At 70.5% G+C, this 18,943-nt stretch carries 16 protein-coding genes and 1 pseudogene; 8 read left to right on the plus strand and 9 right to left on the minus strand.

All coding sequences use genetic code 11. The features are described from left to right. Positions 1–131: 131 nt before the first annotated feature. Positions 132–884: pseudogene (locus tag H343_RS34075) on the plus strand (SURF1 family protein); the annotation flags it as partial. A gap of 85 nt (positions 885–969) precedes the next feature. On the opposite strand, the gene H343_RS29540 reads toward H343_RS34075, so the two are convergent. Next, complete coding sequence (locus H343_RS29540) at positions 970–2,883, minus strand: prolyl oligopeptidase family serine peptidase (protein ID WP_078505168.1); 1,914 nt, start codon at positions 2,881–2,883, stop codon at positions 970–972. A gap of 355 nt (positions 2,884–3,238) precedes the next feature. On the opposite strand from H343_RS29540, the gene H343_RS0107875 reads away from it, so the two are divergent. From H343_RS0107875 to H343_RS0107890, 4 genes are read left to right on the plus strand one after another with little or no spacing between them, the layout of a single operon-like run. Continuing rightward, positions 3,239–4,174, plus strand: coding sequence for a hypothetical protein (locus tag H343_RS0107875; RefSeq protein ID WP_028430681.1), 936 nt, complete (start codon positions 3,239–3,241; stop codon positions 4,172–4,174). A gap of 56 nt (positions 4,175–4,230) precedes the next feature. Continuing rightward, positions 4,231–4,434: a hypothetical protein gene (locus H343_RS0107880; RefSeq protein WP_028430682.1), complete on the plus strand. Its 204-nt coding sequence runs from the start codon at positions 4,231–4,233 to the stop codon at positions 4,432–4,434. Beyond that, complete coding sequence (locus tag H343_RS29545; RefSeq protein ID WP_078505170.1) at positions 4,431–4,961, plus strand: GNAT family N-acetyltransferase; 531 nt, start codon at positions 4,431–4,433, stop codon at positions 4,959–4,961. The genes H343_RS0107880 and H343_RS29545 overlap by 4 nt, the downstream gene beginning before the upstream one ends. 9 nt (positions 4,962–4,970) lie before the next feature. After that, positions 4,971–5,546 carry a class I SAM-dependent methyltransferase gene (locus tag H343_RS0107890; RefSeq protein WP_028430683.1) on the plus strand — a complete coding sequence of 192 codons (576 nt, stop codon included), beginning with the start codon at positions 4,971–4,973 and terminating at the stop codon, positions 5,544–5,546. 68 nt (positions 5,547–5,614) lie between these two features. On the opposite strand, the gene H343_RS0107895 is transcribed toward H343_RS0107890, so the two are convergent. The 8 genes from H343_RS0107895 to H343_RS29560 all read right to left on the minus strand — a co-directional run bounded on the left by H343_RS0107895 (position 5,615) and on the right by H343_RS29560 (position 14,452). After that, positions 5,615–6,958, minus strand: coding sequence for a cytochrome P450 (locus H343_RS0107895; protein ID WP_486586816.1), 1,344 nt, complete (start codon positions 6,956–6,958; stop codon positions 5,615–5,617). 131 nt (positions 6,959–7,089) lie between these two features. After that, positions 7,090–8,193: a selina-4(15),7(11)-diene synthase gene (locus tag H343_RS29550; RefSeq protein WP_051264736.1), complete on the minus strand. Its 1,104-nt coding sequence runs from the start codon at positions 8,191–8,193 to the stop codon at positions 7,090–7,092. Positions 8,194–8,545: 352 nt separating this feature from the next. Then, positions 8,546–9,994 carry a cytochrome P450 gene (locus tag H343_RS29555; RefSeq protein WP_051264802.1) on the minus strand — a complete coding sequence of 483 codons (1,449 nt, stop codon included), beginning with the start codon at positions 9,992–9,994 and terminating at the stop codon, positions 8,546–8,548. Positions 9,995–10,062: 68 nt separating this feature from the next. Continuing rightward, entirely contained in the window at positions 10,063–10,683 is a 621-nt protein-coding gene (locus H343_RS0107910) for an ATP/GTP-binding protein (RefSeq protein WP_028430685.1), read from the minus strand. Beyond that, positions 10,664–11,020, minus strand: coding sequence for a DUF742 domain-containing protein (locus tag H343_RS0107915; RefSeq protein ID WP_028430686.1), 357 nt, complete (start codon positions 11,018–11,020; stop codon positions 10,664–10,666). The genes H343_RS0107910 and H343_RS0107915 overlap by 20 nt, the downstream gene beginning before the upstream one ends. Continuing rightward, a complete protein-coding gene (locus H343_RS0107920; protein ID WP_486586817.1) occupies positions 11,017–11,421 on the minus strand; it encodes a roadblock/LC7 domain-containing protein in 405 nt (134 codons plus the stop codon). Before H343_RS0107920 ends, H343_RS0107915 begins: the two co-directional genes overlap by 4 nt. Before the next feature lie 3 nt (positions 11,422–11,424). After that, positions 11,425–13,101 carry an ATP-binding protein gene (locus H343_RS0107925; RefSeq protein ID WP_028430688.1) on the minus strand — a complete coding sequence of 559 codons (1,677 nt, stop codon included), beginning with the start codon at positions 13,099–13,101 and terminating at the stop codon, positions 11,425–11,427. Between the two features lie 595 nt (positions 13,102–13,696). Further along, a complete protein-coding gene (locus tag H343_RS29560; RefSeq protein ID WP_051264738.1) occupies positions 13,697–14,452 on the minus strand; it encodes a TetR-type transcription factor C-terminal domain-containing protein in 756 nt (251 codons plus the stop codon). 332 nt (positions 14,453–14,784) lie between these two features. Between H343_RS29560 and H343_RS0107935 the strand changes: the two genes are divergently transcribed. The 3 genes from H343_RS0107935 to putP all read left to right on the plus strand — a co-directional run bounded on the left by H343_RS0107935 (position 14,785) and on the right by putP (position 18,815). Further along, complete coding sequence (locus tag H343_RS0107935; RefSeq protein ID WP_486586818.1) at positions 14,785–15,765, plus strand: SMP-30/gluconolactonase/LRE family protein; 981 nt, start codon at positions 14,785–14,787, stop codon at positions 15,763–15,765. Positions 15,766–15,869: 104 nt separating this feature from the next. Continuing rightward, positions 15,870–16,859, plus strand: a complete 990-nt coding sequence (locus tag H343_RS0107940) for an LLM class flavin-dependent oxidoreductase (protein ID WP_028430690.1) — start codon at positions 15,870–15,872, stop codon at positions 16,857–16,859. A gap of 381 nt (positions 16,860–17,240) precedes the next feature. Continuing rightward, a complete protein-coding gene (gene putP / locus H343_RS29565; RefSeq protein WP_078505172.1) occupies positions 17,241–18,815 on the plus strand; it encodes a sodium/proline symporter PutP in 1,575 nt (524 codons plus the stop codon). Positions 18,816–18,943: the final 128 nt, after the last annotated feature.

Below are 18,943 nucleotides of genomic sequence, written 5' to 3' on the forward strand. Positions count from 1 at the left end.
CGGCGCGGGTCACCCCTGCCCCGTCACCTGCCCCGCCCCCTGCACCCTCCCCTGCACCCGTGCCTGCTTCCGGCCCGCGGAGCCGCGGCCCCACACACGACCGGTGTCCCGGCGCCCCGTACCGTGGAGGCGTGTACCGGTTCCTGCTGACCCCGCGCTGGTGGGGGATCAACCTCTTCGCAGTACTGGCGATCCCGGTCTGCCTGTTCATGGGCAGCTGGCAGCTCTCCCGCTTCGAAGCGCGCGTGGACCGCCACGAGGAGCAGCAGAAGACGGCGTCCGCGGCGGCGCACGCCGAGCCCGAGCCGCTCTCCCGGCTGTTGCCTGTCGACCTGGAGACCAGCGGCCGCATGGCCGAGGCCACCGGCCGCTACGACACCCGGCGCCCGCTGCTCGTCCCCGAACGGTCACTGGACGGCGAGCGGGGCTTCTACGTGTTGTCGCTGCTGCGCACCGACGCGGATGCGGGCAGCGACGCGGGCAGCGGTGACGGCAGTGACGGCGCCGGCGACGGCGTCCGCAGCGGCAAGGCCCTGCCCGTCGTACGGGGCTGGCTGCCCGGGGACCCCGATCCCGGCCGCGTCCCCGCACCTCCGCGCGGTGAGGTGACCGTCAGCGGCGCTCTCCAGGTCTCGGAGTCCACCGGCAGCCCCGGCGTGAGTACGGGCGGCGGACTGCCTCAGGGGCAGCTCGGCATGATCAGTGCGGCTGCCCTGGTCAACGTCGTCCCCTACGACGTGTACGACGCGTGGATCACCGTGCAGAAGACGGCGAACGCCGACGCGCCCGCCGGCTCACGGCTGAGGCCGGTGCCGCCGGTACGTCCCGACAACACCGGCCTCGACATGAAGGCGTTCCAGAACCTGGGCTACACGGCCGAGTGGTTCGTCTTCGCCGGCTTCGTGCTCTTCATGTGGTTCCGGCTCCTCCGCCGTGATGTGGAGCTGGCCAGGGACGCGGCGCTCGGCCTCATCCCTGCTGCTGGGGGCGATCCTGCTGCTGGGGGTGACCCTGCTCCTGGGGCCGAACCTGCCCCTGGGAGCGCCGCTCCTCCGGCCGGGGCAGATACCTCAGAGCAAAGTCGATCTCCAGCCTCAACTGCTTGATGCGCTCCTCCACGACGAGTGAGCCGTGCCCCGCGTCGTAGCGGTACACCTCGTGCGGCACGCCGCGCTCCTCCAGCCGCCGCACGTAGTTCTCGACCTGACGGATGGGGCAGCGCGGGTCGTTGACGCCGGCTGAGATGTAGACCGGTGCCTTGACCGCGTCGACGTACGTGATCGGTGACGAGGCTTCGAACCGCTCCGGCACTTCCTCCGGCGAACCGCCCAGCAGCGTGCGGTCCAGCGACTTCAGTGCCTCCATCTCGTCGTGGTAGGCGGTGACGTAGTCGGCGACGGGGACGGCGGCGAGGCCGAGGGCCCACGCGTCCGGCTGGGTGCCCATGCCCAGCAGCGTCAGATAGCCGCCCCACGAACCGCCGCCCAGGATCAGCCGTTCCGGGTCGGCCAGGCCCGAGGCGACGGCCCACTCCCGTACGGCTGCGATGTCCTCGAGTTCGATCAGGCCCACCCGGTGCTTGAGGGCGTCCGTCCAGGCGCGTCCGTAGCCGGTGGAGCCGCGGTAGTTGACGCGTACGACGGCGAAGCCGTGGTCGATCCAGGCCGCCGGCTGCCCCGCGAACGCGTCGCTGTCGTGATGGGTGGGGCCGCCGTGCACGTCGAAGACCGTGGGGAAGGGGCCCTCGCCCTCGGGCTTCTGCACCAGCGCGTGGATGGTGCCGCCCGGTCCGTCCACCCAGGCGTCCTCGACGGGGACGGACGGCGGTGCCGTCGCGCCGGGCGGATCGAGGACGACGGCTCCGGCCGCGGACCGTACGCGGGGCGGCTCGGCGGCCGACGACCACAGGTACTCGACGCTGGTCTCCGCCCCCTCACTCCCCGGTGCGGGCAGCGGGCGCGCCGTCGCGTCGGAGACCGAGCCGCGCGGCGTCTCGATGCGCGTCAGCGTGCGGGTGGCGATCTCGTAGCGGTAGAGCTCGCTGCGCGCCCGGTAGCTGTGCGAGATCAGCAGCGACCGCCCGTCCGGGTACCAGTCGGCGCTCACGTCGCCGGGCAGGTCAACGGCGAGTCCGGTGGTCGTGCCGCTGCGCGGTTCCCAGACGGCCGGTTCCCAGCGGCCGTTGCGCTGATGTGCGATGAGCAGCCGCGTGTCGCCCGGTACGGGGGCGAATCCCAGGACGCTCAGGCCCAGTTCCTTCGTCCCGCCCTCGGTGTCGTCGAGTTCGGCGACGGTGCTGCCGTCGGGCTCGACCACCCTCAGCGCGGAGTGCATGGCGTCGCCGTGCTCGGTGTGTTCCAGGACCAGCAGCGTGCCGTCGTGGGAGAGGTCGCCGACACCGCCGGACTCGCGGTGCCGGTAGATCTCCACGGGCTCCTCGCCGGGCCGTGCGACGTGGACGGTCGTACCGTCCTCGTCGGTCGAGCGGCCGACGACGGCCGTGCCGTCCCGGCCGATGACCAGCCCCGCCGGGAAGGACGGCGCGAGGCCGGGGACCGCCGCTTCGTCCTCACCGCCCTTGAAGGGCTGCCGCATCCAGATCCCGAACTCGTCGCCGTCGGTGTCGGAGAACCACCAGATCTCCTCACCGTCGGGGGTCAGCACACCGTCCGTCGTCCCGTTGGGCCGGTCCGTGACCTGCCGGTGTCCGCCGGTCGCCCGGTCCCACGCGTACAGCTCGAACGTCCCGGTGGCGTTGGAGATGTACAGCGAGCGGTCGGGGGCGTCCTCGGCCCACTCCGGCAACGACACCCGTGGTGCCCGGAACCGCTTCTCCCAGTCCGGTACGGCACTGTCCGGCATGGCATCCGTGTTCTGCGTCATGGCCCCATTCTGCGCCGGGGCGGCGGACCGCGCGGCCGTGGGGCGCCGATGTGCGCTGCCGCCGGTGTGTGAGCGGTGCGTGCTCGTGATGTGAGTGTCCCGACGAGAAAGATCTCCGACTCGCGAACACCGTTTCGGCTCCGGAGGGCCGGGACAAGCGGAGAGGCACGGGGGATGCACGCAACGGCGCGACAACCGGAGGACGGAGGGCGACGTGGCTGGCGCGACGAACGGCAACCGCGGGGGAGCGCAGGAGCAGACAGGCCGGCAGGGGCCGGTGGACGGACCCGGCCGCACGGCAGGCGGAGCCGGCCGGGCAGGCCCGGGGGCGGGGCCCTCACGGAGCCGCAGGGGCATGCTCGCCGTCTCCGCAGCGGCGGGGCTGGGAGTGCTGACCGGATGCGGCAACGCGTCCTCGGACTCCAAGTCCGGTGCGGACAGTGCGAGTTCTTCCTCGCCTTCGAAGTCGCCCGCACCGAAGAAGACGAAGCGGCGCCCTCAACTCCCGCGTGGCGGCAGGGAGCTGTTCCCCCGCTACCGGCTGGTCGGCTACTGCGGTCTGCCCGGTGCCGCCGCGCTCGGCAAACTGGGCGACGGCGACCCCGGCAAGCGGGCCGCCGAGATCGAGAAGACGGCACGCGAGTACGGCGACGGACGTGAACCACTCCCCGTACTCGAACTCCTCGCCGCCGTGGCCAACCCCACCGCCGGGCCGGACGGCAAGTACCGCACCAGGACACCCTCCAAGACCATCGAGCGCTTCCACGGACTGGCCCGCGAGAACGACGCGTTGCTGCTGCTGAACGTCCAGCCCGGACGCTCCTCCATGCTGGAGGAGGTCAAGGCGCTCGGTGACTGGCTGAAGCATCCCGACGTGGGCGTCGCGCTCGACCCCGAGTGGGACATGGGCCCCGGCGAGGTGCCCGGCGACACCTACGGACGTACCGGGGCGGGTGAGATCAACGACGTCGCGGACTACTTGTCCGGGCTGGTCGAGGAGGAGGACCTGCCGCACAAGGCGCTCGTCTTCCACCAGGTCTCCTCCTCGGTCATCGGCGACGAGAAGGACATGCGCCCGGCCGACGGCGTCTCGGTCATCAAGAGCGCGGACGGCATAGGGTCTCCGGGCCTCAAGCGCGGCACCTGGGAGCAGCTCGTCGAGGACATGCCGGACGGGATACACACCGGCTTCAAGCTCTTCTACCAGGAGGACGCGGAGACTTCGCGTCTGATGAAGCCGAAGGAGGTGCTGGCCCTCAAGCCGAAGCCGGAGTATGTGATGTACGAGTAGGGGAGGATTGGCGCTGTCGTGCCCGCACACTCCCGCTCGTCCGGCAACATGGCCGTATGAGTGAACACCTCACCTCCACGGCGGCGGGCGCCGGCACCGACGAGGACGCCCTGCTCGCACTCGCCGCCGGCCACCACCAGCGGCCCATCAGGCTGCCGCGCACCGCCGCACCGGGCGGCCGGCCGGCCAAGGTGCACGCCGTCGGGGCGTCCGGCAGGGTCCTGACCGTGGCGACAGCGGCCCGCGGTGAGGGACGATGAAGAGTTCGGTCCGGCCCGCCGTACCCGATGACATGCCGCAGGTGGCGGAACTGGCGGCGCTGCACGCGGAGTACGAGAAGGGCGAGAAGCCGCCGGCGGACCTGGCGGAACGGCTGGGCGACGCGCTGTTCGCGGGCGGAGTGCCGGGCATGCGCTGCTTCGTCGCCGAGCTGTCCACCGGAGTCCTGGCGGGATACGCCACCTGTGCGCCGCAGTTCGCGACCTGGTACGGGTGCGAGTACCTGCACCTGGACTGCCTGTATCTGCGTGAGGCCCACCGCGGACTGGGCCTGGGCGCCCGGCTCGTGGACGCCGTCATCGCCGAGGCAGCCGCGCAGGGCCTGGAGGAGGTGCAGTGGAACACGCCGACCTGGAACGAGGGCGCCATCCGCTTCTACGACCGCCTCGGCGGCACACGGCGGCCCAAGCAGCGCTTCACCCTGCGGCTCTCGCCGGCGGTGCCGCGCGGCGGCACCGCGGAATGCCGCGGTGTCAGGACCGTGGCGGACAGGTCGCGTCCCCTTTAACGTCGGCACATGCCGATGAACAAAGCGCACCGCAGGCTGTGCAGCTCCGAGAAGTGGGCGCGGGGCGTGCGCGACCGCCTGCTGCCCTGGGCCCTGGAAGACGTCGAACTGGGCGATGACGTACTGGAGCTCGGCCCCGGATACGGAGCCAACCTCCGCGTACTCGTCGAACAGGTCCCCCGCCTCACAGCGGTCGAGATCGACGCGGCGACGACGGAGCTGCTGCGCGAGGACTGGGGCGAGCGCGCCCGCGTCCTGCACGGTGACGCCTCCGACCTGCCCCTGCCGGACGGCGGCTTCTCCTCCGTGGTGTGCTTCACGATGCTGCACCACGTGCCGGCGGTCTCCACCCAGGACGCGATCTTCCGGGAGGCGTTCCGTGTGCTGCGTCCCGGCGGGACGTTCGCGGGCAGCGACAGCCAGCCCAGTCTCCGCTTCAGGCTGCTGCACATCGGGGACACCATGAACACGCTGCCCCCGAAGGAACTTCCGGGACGGATCGAGGCGGCCGGCTTCACGGATGTGGCAGTGGACCGCCACCCCGAGACCGGCGGCATCCGCTTCCGGGGGAGGCGTCCCGCGTGAACGTGCGCGAGTGACGCCTCCCCGTCCCTGCCCGTGCCGGGGAGGCCGTCACGGCCCGCCCTGCCCCGTCAGGCCTTTCTCGGCACCACCTTCATCGGGAGGCTGTCGGGGTGGGCCACGGCGGAGGCGACCTCACGGACCTGGTGCCCGGGCAGCGGCTCGAACCTCCAGCGGGAGAGGACGGTCGCCAGCGTGATGACGATCTCCGTCCAGGCGAAGCCGTCACCGATGCACTTGCGGTTGCCCGAGCCGAAGGGCACGTAGCCCTCTCGCGGCAGGTTCGCGCTCCGCTCCGGCAGCCAGCGGTCCGGGTCGAAACGCTCGGGGTCGGTGTAGAGGCGGGGGTCGCGGTGGAGCGCGTAGAGGCTGAAGGCTATCTCCGTGCCCACCGGCAGTTCCGTGCCGCCGAGTTCGACGGGCGCGGTGGCCTGCCGCATCAGCAGCGGCACCGAGTGCATCCGGGAGATCTCCTTCAGGACCCGGTCCATGTACTCGAGCTTCGTCACGTCCTCGATGCCGACGGGACGGTCGCCGACCACCGACTCGATCTCCGCCAGGAGACGCTCCTCGACCTCGGGGTGCGAGGCGAGTTCGTGGAAGGTCCAGGCGAGCGTGGACGCCGTCGTCTCGGTGCCGGCGAACATGATCGCGACGAGTTCGTCGCGGATCTCACGGTCGCTGAGGCGGTCGCCGGTGTCGGCGTCCCGCGCCGCCATCAGCAGGGAGAGCAGGTCGTGGTTGTCGTCCTCCCCCTCCTGGTGGGAGAGCTCGATGACGTCGTCGATGACCTTGCGCAGACGCGCGGCGGCCGCGTCGAACCGGCGGTTGGCGGGGACCGGGACCTTGTCGAGGAGCCTGGGTGTCACCGCCCGTACCAGGGCGTTCTTCAGCAGGATCGGCACGTCGCGGATCACCGCCTCGGCGGCGGGGCGGCTGATCTCCGCGGAGAACATCGTCTCGGCGAGCGTGGCGACGGAGAACTGGGCCAGTTCGTCGTCGACGGCGACGGTCTGTCCGGGTGTCCAGCTCTCGGCCATCCCGCGGGCCCGGGTGGCCATGACCTCCGCGTAACCGGCGATGCGGGCGTGGTGGAACATCGGCTGCATCAGCCTGCGGTGCCGCTTGTGTATGTCCGAGGGAGCGGTGGGGAGCGCGTCACCGACGAGGGTGCGGGCCCGGATGAAGAAGCGTCCCTTGTCGAAGTTGCGGGCCTTGGAGACCAGGAGTTCGTGGGTGAGCTCGGCGCTGGTGACGAAGTAGATCGGCAGGGTGCCGACGTCGACCCGGACCAGATCGCCCGTCTCGCGCAGCGCCTTCATGAAGTCGAGGGGCTGCCGCAGCAGGGGCAGTGCGTGGCCGATCAGCGGAGCGTGCTTGGGGGCGCGGGGGACGGCCTTCAGTGCAGTACTCACGTTCGCAACTCCTTCGGGCGTGAAGTGGGGGGAGGACCGGGGGGAGGTGCAGGTGCGGCGTTCAGTTGTGCAGGTGGTGCAGGTGGTGCAGGCGGTTCAGTTGGTCTACGGACGATCTGCGGCGCTTCGGTTCAGACGGTTTGGAAAGCGCGGAACTCGCCATCTGACGGCTGAAACGTTTCCTTTTCGGGGAGCAGATCCCACCACCAGGCGACAACGGGAATGTCCAGCGCCTCGCTGCTGTCGTCGGTGGGGGTGTCGCGGAAGCTGGAGGGCAGCGCCGCCGGATCGTCCGGCGTGGTGTACCGGTGCGAGCTGATGCCCCAGTCCTGCGCGCCGCGTATGAAGGAGCCCAGCGTGTCCAGGTACTGGCGAAGCTGCGGGCTCCCGGTTGCGGCGAGTCCGTCGCGCAGCCGCAGGAACAGGCACATGACGCGGTCCCGTTGGGCGACCGCCTCCGTCAAGGCGTCGGCGGGGCTGAGCTCCTGCTCGTGCTCCAGGACGCGCAGCACGTTGAGGAAGTAGTGCTGCGCCCTGCTCTCCTTGTGGTAGGAGAAGAGGTCGTTGTCCCAGGTGATGATGAAGTAGGCCATCTCCGCGACGGCGCGGACAGCGGTGCTGTCCCGCTCGTTCGGGTGGAGTTCGTAGCCGTGGCCCATCTCCAGCAGCGGCAGGACGACCGATGTGGCGCCGTCGTAGAGCCGCATCAGGGTGTAGTCGTTCAGGTTCGGGACCGTCTCGTGGCTGCGGTGCGAGGCCTCCCACACGACCGAGAGGAAGTACTCGCGCAGGGCGTCGACCCAGCGTGCCTCCTGCGACGGCGTCGCGTGCCGGGAGACCCGGCGTCTGAGGTCCCTGAGCCCGTCGGCCAGCGGGTTGTCCGTCATCATCGGCACTTCGGGGTTCTGTGCGACGCGCAGCATCCTGGAGAGTTCACCGACGAGTTCGGCGGGGTCCTTGCCGAGCTCGCCCTCCTCGCAGAGCCCGTCGTCCACCCCGAAGAGCCAGATGATGAAGTCGGCCAGGATCGAGACGACTTCCTCGCGGCCCTCGGGAAGCACGCGTGCCGCGAAGGTCCCGATGTCGTGGGCGACCAGTTTGCTGCGCAGTTCCTCCGAACCGATGCCGAAGGCAGTGGCCCAGGTGGCGGTCTGTTCGTTGATCTGCCCGTGACGGGGGTGTATCGCGGGCGGGATGGGAGAAAAAACGGGCGGCACGATCAACCCGTGCTCCACTGTCGATCACCTCGGTTATCCGGCGGGGTTACGCCGCTGTCCTCACGATTTCTCGGCAGAGGGCGCCTCGGCGACCTCTGTACCGCGTACAACAAGCCAATACCGCGTACTGCCTGGGGGAACGACGCACTCGCCGGCAACGCGAGCAAGTTCTGTCACCGGCGCGCACTACATGGGCATTCACCACTTCATCAAGAGGGTTATCCGGTCACAAGGGGGCAGGAATGGCGCACAGTTGACTCACCCCGGCGCACACGTTGCATCACCGCAGGTCGTGGCTGCGTTCACGGGCAAGGCGCGCTGCCGCACCGTCGGCGGCGGATGAGGCCGTGCGGGATTCCGCTTCGCCGCTCTATCCCCGCCCCTGCAGCCGCTGCTTGAGCGACGTCCACCAGGAGGCGTGCACGGGCTCCGGGGCGGCCGGAGGCATCGGCGCCGACACCGGCTCCTGCGGCCGCATGGGCGGCAGTTCGACGGACGGCACTCCCGGCCCGGAACGTGTCGCGCCCTTGGCGCGGCGCGCGGTGAACTCCACCGGCATCGCGACCAGCCGGCGGGATATCAGCGCCGTCTCCCACGTCAGCTTCTCCTCGGGCACCGCAAGGCGCAGATCCGGCAGCCGGGTGAGCAGGGTGTCGATGCCCGTGTCGACGATGGCCCGGCCCAGGTCCTGGCCCGGGCACTCGTGGGGGCCGCCGCTGAAGGCGAGGTGCGAGCGGTTGCCGTGCATCGGTGCGGACTTGTCGGGGCGGATGGCCGGGTCGGAGTTGCCGGCCGCCAGGCCCAGCAGCAGCATTTCCCCGGCCTTGATCGTCTTCCCCGCGAGGTTGGCGTCACCGGTCGCCCAGCGGCCGATATTCGTCGTCATCGGGGGCTCGTCCCACAGCACCTGTTCCAGCGCGTCCGGCAGGGTCATATGCCCTCCGGCCAGAGTCGCGCGGAAGCGCTGGTCGGTCAGGACGAGGCGGAGCGTGTTCGCGATCAGGTTGACGGTCGGTTCGTTCGCCGAGACCAGCAACACCCGCAGATGCTCGCGTACTTCGGCGTCCGTGAGCTGCGCGGGGTGCTCGAGCAGCTTGGAGGCCACGTCGTGGCCGGGTACGGCCCGCTTGCGGTCCACCAGTTCCTGGAGCGCCTCGGTGATGTAGTCGTTGCTCGCGACCGCCGTCTCCGTACCGCGGATCATGTCCTTCGCGGCGTCGACGAGATGGGGCCCGTAGCTCTCGGGCATGCCGAAGAGCTGCGTGATGACGCGCAGCGGAAGCTGATCGGCGAACTGCTCCACCAGATCGGCCCGCCCGCTGGACTCGAACTCGTCGACGAGCTGGTTGGCGAAGCGCGTGACGTAACGGCGGATGCCGCGCGCCTCGAAACGCGACAGGCTCTCGGTGACGGCCCTGCGCAGCCGCTCGTGCTCCTCGCCCTCGGCGAAGACGCACAGCGGCTGCCACGTCGTCAGAGGTGCCAGCGGGTGGTCCGGCGGGACCTTGCCGTCCCGCATGTCGTGCCAGAGCCGGGAGTCGCGGGAGAAGAGCGAGGGAGTACGGGAGACCTCCAGGTTCTCCCGGTGCCCCAGCACCAGCCACGCAGGCCGGTCACCGGGCAGCAGTACGGGCGCGACCGCGCCGTGCTCCTCGCGCAGCCGCTCGTACAGGGCCATCGGGTCGGCGTCCGCCTCCGGACCGTACAGCCGCCGCAGCCCGTCCGGCCCGAGTCCGTGGGCGGGGCAGCCCGGCGGCGGGGAGGCGGCAGGGGGCTGCGCGGTGGCGCCGGAGTCAGCGTCGGCGCCTTCCGGGCCCACGTGTTCCCCCGCTCGTTCCGGGTCGGTGAGCGCTGGATCGGGCAGTGCCGGATCGGGGGGTGGAGAGGTCACTTCGCCTCCGGTGTCAGAGCGAGGGAGCGCAGGTAGTGCATCAGCTGCAGCAGGACGTCCTGGCCGGACTCCCGGCGGCGGGCGTCACACATGACGATCGGGACACCCGCAGGCAGATCCAGCGCGCCGCGCAGCTCTTCGACGGGGTAATCCGGTGCTTCGGGAAAGGAGTTGACGGCGACGACGAAGGGGACGGCCGACTCCTCGAGCCTGCCGATCACATCGAAGCTGACCTCGAGACGGCGTGTGTCCACGAGCACCACCGCGCCCAGAGCACCGTCGAAGAGCCCGTTCCACAGGAACCAGAAGCGCTGCTGGCCCGGCGTCCCGAACAGGTAGAGGACCAGCTCCTCGTTCAGGCTGATGCGTCCGAAGTCCATGGCTACGGTGGTGGCGGTCTTGCGCTCGACACCCGAGGTGTCGTCCACGCTCTCGCTCGCCTGCGTCATCGTCTCTTCGGTCGTCAGCGGGCGGATCTCGCTCACGGAACGCACCAGCGTCGTCTTGCCGACGCCGAAACCGCCCACGATCACCACCTTGACGGCTGAACTGGCCGAGGACGGCAGTCTGTCTTCGCTCCGAGGGCCGGCGGCCGTCTCAGAGATTCCGGAGTCCATGGATCACCGCCTCAATGAGTTCGATGTCGGGAAGCTGTGCCGGGGCGGGCGATCGGGCCTCGACGCGTTCCTCGGTCAGCAGGTCGGCCAGCAGTACGGTGATCACACTCACGGGAAGGCCCAGATAGGCGGAGATCTCCGCGACGGACAGCGGGGAACTGCACACGCGTAGAATCGAGGCGTGCTCCGGCTGCATCCCCACCTGAGGATCCGCGCGGGCCACTATTAACGTGACCAGGTCGAGCCCGGTCTGCTCAGACGGGTCGCTGCGTCCACCGGTGATCACGTAGAGCCGCTCGGGCCCTCCCTCGTCCCACCCCTGAACCTCCTGACTCATATGGCCAATCCGCCGTCGCGCGGGGGGCTCGTCAGATGTTCGCCGATCCGAGCCACCAGGTCGCGCATGCGGCCCCCGACCAGTCCGGCGTCGACACCCTCGTCCGCCAGCACGGCGAGGTGCGCTCCGGCTCCGGCGGCCATCAAGTACATGAAGCCGCCGTTGACTTCGATGACGACCATCCTCATCCGGCCGTCGCTGTGCGGGAATTCAGCGGCGACAGCGGCGGAGAGGCTCTGCAGGCCCGAACCGATCGCGGCAAGCCGGTCGGCCGTGTCCGTGTCCGTGCTGTGCTTGGCCATGCACAGCCCGTCCGAGGAGAGCACCACCACGTAGCGGGTCTGGGGAACGCTCTCCGCCAGGTCCTTCAGCATCCAGTCCATGTCGGCACGACGCTCCATCGCTCATTCACCCTCATCTGACGAAGTGTCATCGTTGCTGCGGGCCGGAGCTGTCTTCCGTGCCTCACCGGACAAGCCACTCTGCAAATCCGCCATCCACAACCCGGGTGCGGGTTCGTCCCCCGCCTCCTCGCGCTGCGCCGCGCCGGGGGCCGCGGGCGGCGCGGGCGTACGGCCCGTCCCGGTCCCCGCGCCGGGGGTGCGGCGCCGGCGCTGGGGAAGCCCGTTGGCGGTGCGCTCTACTCTCGGTGTCTCGTCCTGCACTTCGTCTTCCTGCCGTGCGGGGCCGGACTCCGGGAGCCACGGTTCGTGGGGCGCTGAAGCCGGCAGACCGGAAGCGGCGTGCGCGGCCGGCGCCTCCCGGCCCGAGGCCGCCGCACCCGTCTGAGCGGGCGCCGGTGCCGGCATGGACGCCGCGACGGCGGCCGGTGCTGCCGCAGGCCGCGCCTCCGGCGCCGGGGACGCGGGCTCAGCCGTCCCGCGCTGCGCCGAGGCCAGTCCGGGGGCGGCACCGATGCCGTGGGCCCGTCCCGTCGCGGGAGCGGTGGTGATCAGCTTCTTGGGCACGACCAGCACCGCGCGTACGCCGCCGTAGGCGGAGGGCGGCAGCGAGACCTGGAAGTCGTACGCCTGGGCGAGCCGGCCGACCACCGCGAGCCCCAGCCGCGGCGCCTCACCGAGGTCGTTCAGGTCGATGCCCGCCTGCGCCTCCTTGAGCCGCTGCTCGGCGCGCGTACGCGCCTCCTCGCTCAGGCCGACGCCGCCGTCCTCGACCTCGATGGCGATGCCCGCGTGCACCTCACCGGCGGTCAGGTGGACGCGCGCCTTGGGCGGCGAGTAGCGCGTCGCGTTGTCGAGGAGTTCGGCGAGCGCGTGGATGAGCGGCTCGACCGCGGGGCCGACGACGGCCACATCCGCGACCGAGTGCAACTCCACGCGCTGGTAGTCGAGTACGCGCGACATCGCGCCGCGCAGGACGCTGTACACCGGGACGGCCTTGCTCCACTGCCTGCCCGGCCGGGCGCCGCCCAGCACGGCGATGCTGTCGGCGAGACGGCCGATCAGCGCGGTGCCGTGGTCCAGACGCAGCAGGTCGGCGAAGAAGTCCGGGTGCTGACCGTGGCGGTCCTCCATGCCCCGCAGGTCCGTCGCCTGCCGGTGGACGATGGCCTGCACACGGCGGGCGACATTGACCACACCGCGCTGTGCGGAGTCACGGAGGGTCTCCTCGGCCTGCACGGCCTCGACCACCGACCGCAGCAACTCCTGGTGCGCGGCCTGGAACTCGGAGCTGAGACCTTCGACGGCGGGCATGGACGCCAGCACGTCCTCGGCGAACTCGCCCTCCTGGAGCCGCTCCACCGCCTCGGGCAGCCGCTCCTTGGCGAGCTGCACGGTGGCCAGCTCCTGCTGGTGCATCCGGCGCTGCAGCACGGAGACCTGATCTGCGTGCTGGGCCCGCATCGTGGTCAACGCCCTTCCGCGGCGTGCCACTTCCGCTGCCAGGGCGGCGACGGCCACGGCAGCGCCCAGACCGCACACCGCGACGGCGATGCGCGCCTCCTGCGGAACGAGGGCGACGGCGACGGCTGCTGCCACGGTCATCACGACGGCCGGCAGCAACCACACGGATACCGGGCCAGATCGTTGACCTCCGGGTGACGATCCAGCACGAATCATCGGGGTCCTCAAATCGATCGAAAAGCTGTAAGCAGGCGACGGGTCAGCGCGGCGGACCGGACAGGGGTTACCGCACGTCGTCCCAAGTCGACGACAGGCCACGGTTGTTGCTCCGGGCACCCACCGATCCCCGCGCAGCATAGTCGGAATCGATCAGACGGTGCACACCGTCTTGCGGTTCGTGCCCCTTACGCTTCGTATCCGAGCGGGAACTGAGCAGGTCAGCCCCGCGGAACCCGAATTCCCCTAAATCTGCGCCAGACAGGCAGATGCCCCTGACATCTATAAGCGGAATGCGGCGAGGGGTGTCGGATTCCCCAAAAGCACCGTCTCGCCGGAAAGTTGTGGAGTGAGGGCGGATTGGCCCCCGGGTGCCGGGCCTCCACGTGCGCGGGTGAGGGCTCCGGGGTCTTGAGCCGCTCAACCAACCAGTCAGTACGACGAGTTCTGTGCAGACTTCGCGCAGATGCCGTGCATGCTGGGCTCCTGGTGCCTCTGCCGCACGTCCGACACCACCCAAGCCGCGGGCCGCCACGGGTCGCACCCCGGTGTCTCCCCAGGGCACGGCGACGCCCACGCGAGCGACGCCCGCGGCTCAGTCGGTGACCGCGGCCGGAGAGCCGCTCACCCTCCGGCCGTTGCGGGGCGGGGCGGACTCCCCCGTGGACTGCTCGCCCCTCTCGCCCGCCGCGGTCTCCGTCACCATCCTCAGTGCGAGACCGGCGTAGAACTCGCCGAGTTCCTCGGGTGAGTCGGGTCCGTCCAGCCTGTACCAGCGGACCAGGTCGATGCCCAGTGAGAGCATGCCGCGCACGACCCTGTTCACGTCGACCTGTGCGAAGGTGCCGTCCGTGACGCCGTGGGCGACGGCGTCACGGAACACCTCGTTGGTGCGACGGCGCTTCCGGCGGATCTCTTCGTAGTGGTCCGGGGCCAGCCCGTTGAGCTCGTACTGGCAGACCCGTGCCGCCACATGGTGTCGGGCGTGCCAGGCGGTGTACCGCCGCATGAGCAGGCGCAGCCGGTCCGCGGCGCCGGCTGCCGCCTCGACCTCGGGCTGCTGTATGTGGGCGAGCGCCCGGTCGTGGCCTGTTCGCATGATCTCGTAGAGCACGAGTTCCTTGGACGGGAAGTGCACGTAGAGCGCGGCCGGACTGAGCCCCACCCCGGCGGAGATGTCCCGGGTGGTCGTGGCGTGGAAGCCGTTGGCGGCGAAACAGCGGACCGCGGAGGCGAGCAGTCCGCGAGCGACGTCCCCGAAGTCCTCGCTCCACAGATCCGGGGACTGGTCCCGCAGGCGGGGATCGTCCTCCATCTCTCGCGGTGTGAAGCGGGCCTGCCGTTTGGCCATGCCGGGACGCCCCTTCCTCCGCTACCGGTACCTGTCTGGCTTCGCTGCGGGCCCGGTCGGGCTCGCACGAGGTGATCGCACGGTGACGCCCCGCGCCATCAGCGCCTCGAACTGTGTACCACGGGCGCAGGACCGGGGGGCTCGGTCCCGGCGCGGCCACCCTCACGGGCCCCTGGGGAACCGCCCGCCCCGGCTGCCGCTCGGCGACCGCCTGCCCGGAAGGTCTCCTTCAATACCGCCCGCAGACCCCTTGACGTGGGCCTGAGGCCGAATGACTATGCGCTTAGTCACTGCGTCCCACAACTGCCGGTGGCAGCTCTCGTCCGTGGGATGTGGCCGCTCTCGGGAGCGACGCGCACGAGGCTTCCGAACCGCCGACGACGACGTACGGGAACGAGGTCACGATGGACGAAGGACAGCCGTCGGCCCGGGAGTTGACGGTCGTGCTCGACGGATACTCCTACCTGGAGTGTCCGCGGTGGCACGACGGCCGGCTGTGGGTCTCGGATTTCTACACCAACAAGGTCGTGGCGACGGACGGCCGCGGCACCACCGAGGTCGTGGCGGACGTGCCCGGACAGCCGTCCGGGCTGGGCTTCCTCCCCGACGGGCGCGCGCTCATCGTGTCGATGCGCGATCACCGCCTCCTCGTGCGTGAGCAGACGGGAGCGCTGACCGAGCACGCCGACCTGTCCGGCGCTGTCACCGGAATCCTCAACGACATGGTCGTCGACGGGCGCGGACGTGCCTTCGTCGGCAACTTCGGCTTCGACCTCATGGGCGGCGCCGCGTTGCGCTACACCACGCTCACCCGCGTCGACGCGGACGGCACGGTGACGACCGCAGCGGAGGAACTTGGCTTCCCCAACGGCATGGTGATCCTGCCCGGTGGAGTCCTCGTCGTCGCGGAGACGTTCGCCGGCCGGCTGACGGCCTTCGACGTCGCTGAGGACGGCGAGCTGGAAAACCGGCGCGTATGGGCCCAGTTCGGCGAGACTCCCCGTACCGAGGACGTCGGCGAAGCCGTGCAGAGCCTCCAGGTCGGTCCCGACGGAATCTGCGCGGACGCCGAAGGCGCCATCTGGGTGGCCGACGCGCTCCACCACCGCGTCATCCGCGTCGCCGAGGGCGGCGCGATCCTCGAAGAAATCCCCACCGGCACGGGCGTCTTCGCCTGCATGCTCGGCGGCGACGACGGCCGCACCCTGTTCCTGTGCGCCGCGCCCTCCTTCCCGGAACACGAACGGCGGCCCGTCCGTGAGGCCCAACTGCTCGCGGTACGCGTCGACGTGCCGCACGCCGGCCTGCCGTAGACCGTGGACGGCGCCCGGCACGTACGGCGCCCGCCGTGCTTGCGGCACCGCCCCAGGGCCACCCGCCCGATTCAACCGATCCGACATCTTGGAATGGAGGGGCCGTGGAGGTGTCCTGTGCTTTCCCGACCGCCCTGGACTCGCCGGACAACATAGCTCTGGCCGAACGGCTGGGATACGCGCGGGCGTGGGTCTACGACACGCCCCAGCAGAGCCCCGACGTGTGGATGACCCTTGCGCTGGCCGCCGAGCGGACAGAGACGATCGGCCTCGGCCCGGGCGTGCTCGTCCCCAGCCTGCGCCACCCGATGGTCAACGCCGCCGCGACCGCCACCCTCGCCGAGCTGGCGCCCGGCCGCGTCGCGGTCGCCTTCGGCACCGGCTTCTCCGGACGCCGCGCCATGGGGTACCGCGCGGTCACCTGGTCCTACATGGACTCCTACATCCGCGCCTACCGGGCGCTGCTCCAGGGCGAGGTGGTCGAGTGGGAGGGCGCGCGGATGCAGATGCTGCACCCGGACGGGCACGCACCCGCCCGTCCGGTCGACGTACCCGTACTGATCAGCGCCCTCGGGCCCAAGGGGCACGAAGTCACCAAGCGGCTCGGGGACGGCCTCTATGTGACGCTGCAGCTCCCGGAGTTCATGAACGAGTACTCATGGGTGCCGTACCTCGTGTGGGGAACGGTGCTCGACGAGGGGGAGCCCTCCGACTCCGAGCACGCCCGTCTGTCCGGCGGCCCCGGATGGGCCCTGGCCTACCACGGGGCGTACGAGTTCGGCGGGCCCGACGCCGTACGTGAACTCCCCGGTGGCGCGGAATGGATGGACGCCGTGGAGCGGACCCCCGGTGAGCAGCGGCACCTCGCCGTCCACGAGGGTCACTGCGTGGAGCTCAACGGAGCCGACCAGGCCGCGTGGAAGGCCGGCGGCCACAGCATGCTCCAGGAGGTGACGGTCAGCGGTACCCGCGATGTGATCCGGCGCCGCCTGGACGACTTCGCCGCCCGGGGCGTCACGGAGATCGTGTTCCAGCCCTGCGGGCCCGACACCCGCGCAGAGCTCGAACGGTTCCTCGAGGCAGCCCACTCCTGACCGCCGTGGCGCAGCCCGGCGGCCGTAACACCGCTGGGCTGCCGGTTCAGCCGCCAGGCCGGGGTGTGTACAACCAGCCAACGGTGGAACCGCCGATCATGCGGTGACCCCGGACGGCTGATGTGGTGAAGGGGGCCGAGGCGGCCGAGGAGCCGGCCGATGGTCGCGGGGCCGAGACCGAGGTGGGCCGCGTTTGCCGACGAAGCGGTGGGGAAGCGGCCGCTGGCGAATCACGATCCGGAACCGATCGAGACATCCGGCGTCGGAATCCCTCGTCAACGAGCCATGTCCTTTTCTAGGCTCCAGTCCCGCCGATCCGAACTTTGTGGCCACGTACACGGGATGTGCCAACGGTCGCTTCCGCATCACAGGGAGTAACGCATGCTCGCCCTGACCGTCCCGACCATGCTCACCTTCGGAATATTTCTCATCGCGATGGTGATGGTCGGCCTCATGGCGCACGAAGAAACGGCCACATTCGACGACTTCACCGTCGGCAGCCGTCAACTCGGCGCCCCCGCAGCCGCCCTGTCGGCAGGAGCCGCCGACATGTCCGGCTGGCTGTTTCTGGGACTGCCCGGGGCCGTGTACGCGGCCGGAGTCGGAGCCACCTGGATCGCCGTCGGCCTGATCATCGGCACCTATTTCAACTGGCGTCTCGTCGCACCCCGCTTGCGCGTCTACAGCGAGCGGGTCGGTGCCGTGACCCTGCCCTCCTACCTGGAGAAACGATTCGAGGACCGGAGCAGGGTGATCCGGCTCCTCTCGGCCATCGTCACCGTCGCGTTCTTCACCGTCTACGTCGCCAGCGGGCTGGTCGCCTGCGGGCTCCTCGCCGACGAGATCTTCGGCGCCGGCTTCGAACTGGGACTCACCGTCTTCGCCGTGGTGATCGTCATCTACACCATCCTCGGCGGTTTCCGGGCCCTGAGCATCAGCCACTCCATTCAGGGCACGCTGATGCTCCTCGCTGCGTTCGCCCTCCCCGCCATCGCCGTCTGGCAGCTCGGCGGCTTCGGCGGTCTGCACAGTGACCTCACCGCCGCCGCCCCGGCACTGCTGGACCCGGGCGCCAAGCCGTCGTTCACCGACGGGACATGGACGGCGGGCGAGCCGCTCGGGGCCGTAGCGATGATCTCGCTGCTCGCCTGGGGGCTCGGTTACTTCGGCCAACCCCACATCCTGACCCGCTTCATGAGCATCCGCAGCACACGGGAGATACCGAAGGCCCGCCGTCTGGGCGTGGCCTGGGTGACAGTCGTACTGGCGGGCGCGTCCCTCATCGGGCTCGCCGGGATCGCCGCGCTGGACAAACCGCTCGGCAACCCGGAGACGGTCTTCATCGAACTGGCCGCACAGACGACCTCCCCCTGGGTCGCGGGGCTCCTGCTGGTGGCCGTGCTGGCCGCGATCAAGTCCACCGTGGACAGCCAGCTGCTGGTCTCGGCCACGTCCCTCACCGAGGACCTCTACCGGGCGTTCTTCAACCGGGGGGCCTCCGACGCGTTGCTGCTGCTCATCGGGCGCCTGAGCGTGCTGGCCGTCGCACTGGTGGCCTATGTGATCGCGCTGAGCGGCGGAGCCGTGCTCGACATCGTCGCGTACGCGTGGGCGGGATTCGGGGCGGCCTTCGGCCCCGTGATCCTCCTGTCGCTGTTCTGGCCGCGGATGACAGCGGCCGGGGCGAAGGCCGGAATGCTCACCGGCGCCCTCACCGTTCTCCTGTGGAAGCAGATCGACCCGCTCCTCGGGCCGCTCCAATCGGGCATCTACGAGATGGTGCCCGGCGTCCTCGCCGCCACCACGGCCGCACTGATCTTCGGCAGGTTCGTCGGACGCCGGCCGGAGCGCGACTGGAGCGGCGCGATGGAGAACGACACTCACAATGCCGCCCCGGCAGGCCATGACTCGTTCTCCCCGCACTCCACGCCGCCCATGGACAGCACAGGCAGGTGACTCAGGGCCGCCCCTGGACGGGCGGGCGCGCTGCTGCTGCGAGGGGCGAAGGGGCCGGCGGTCCGGGGCCGGTGTGACCACCCAGCGGCACGACACCGACGCCCGCGTCCGCCACGACCGCACCGACA

It is taken from the genome of Streptomyces sp. TAA204, from assembly GCF_000424965.1.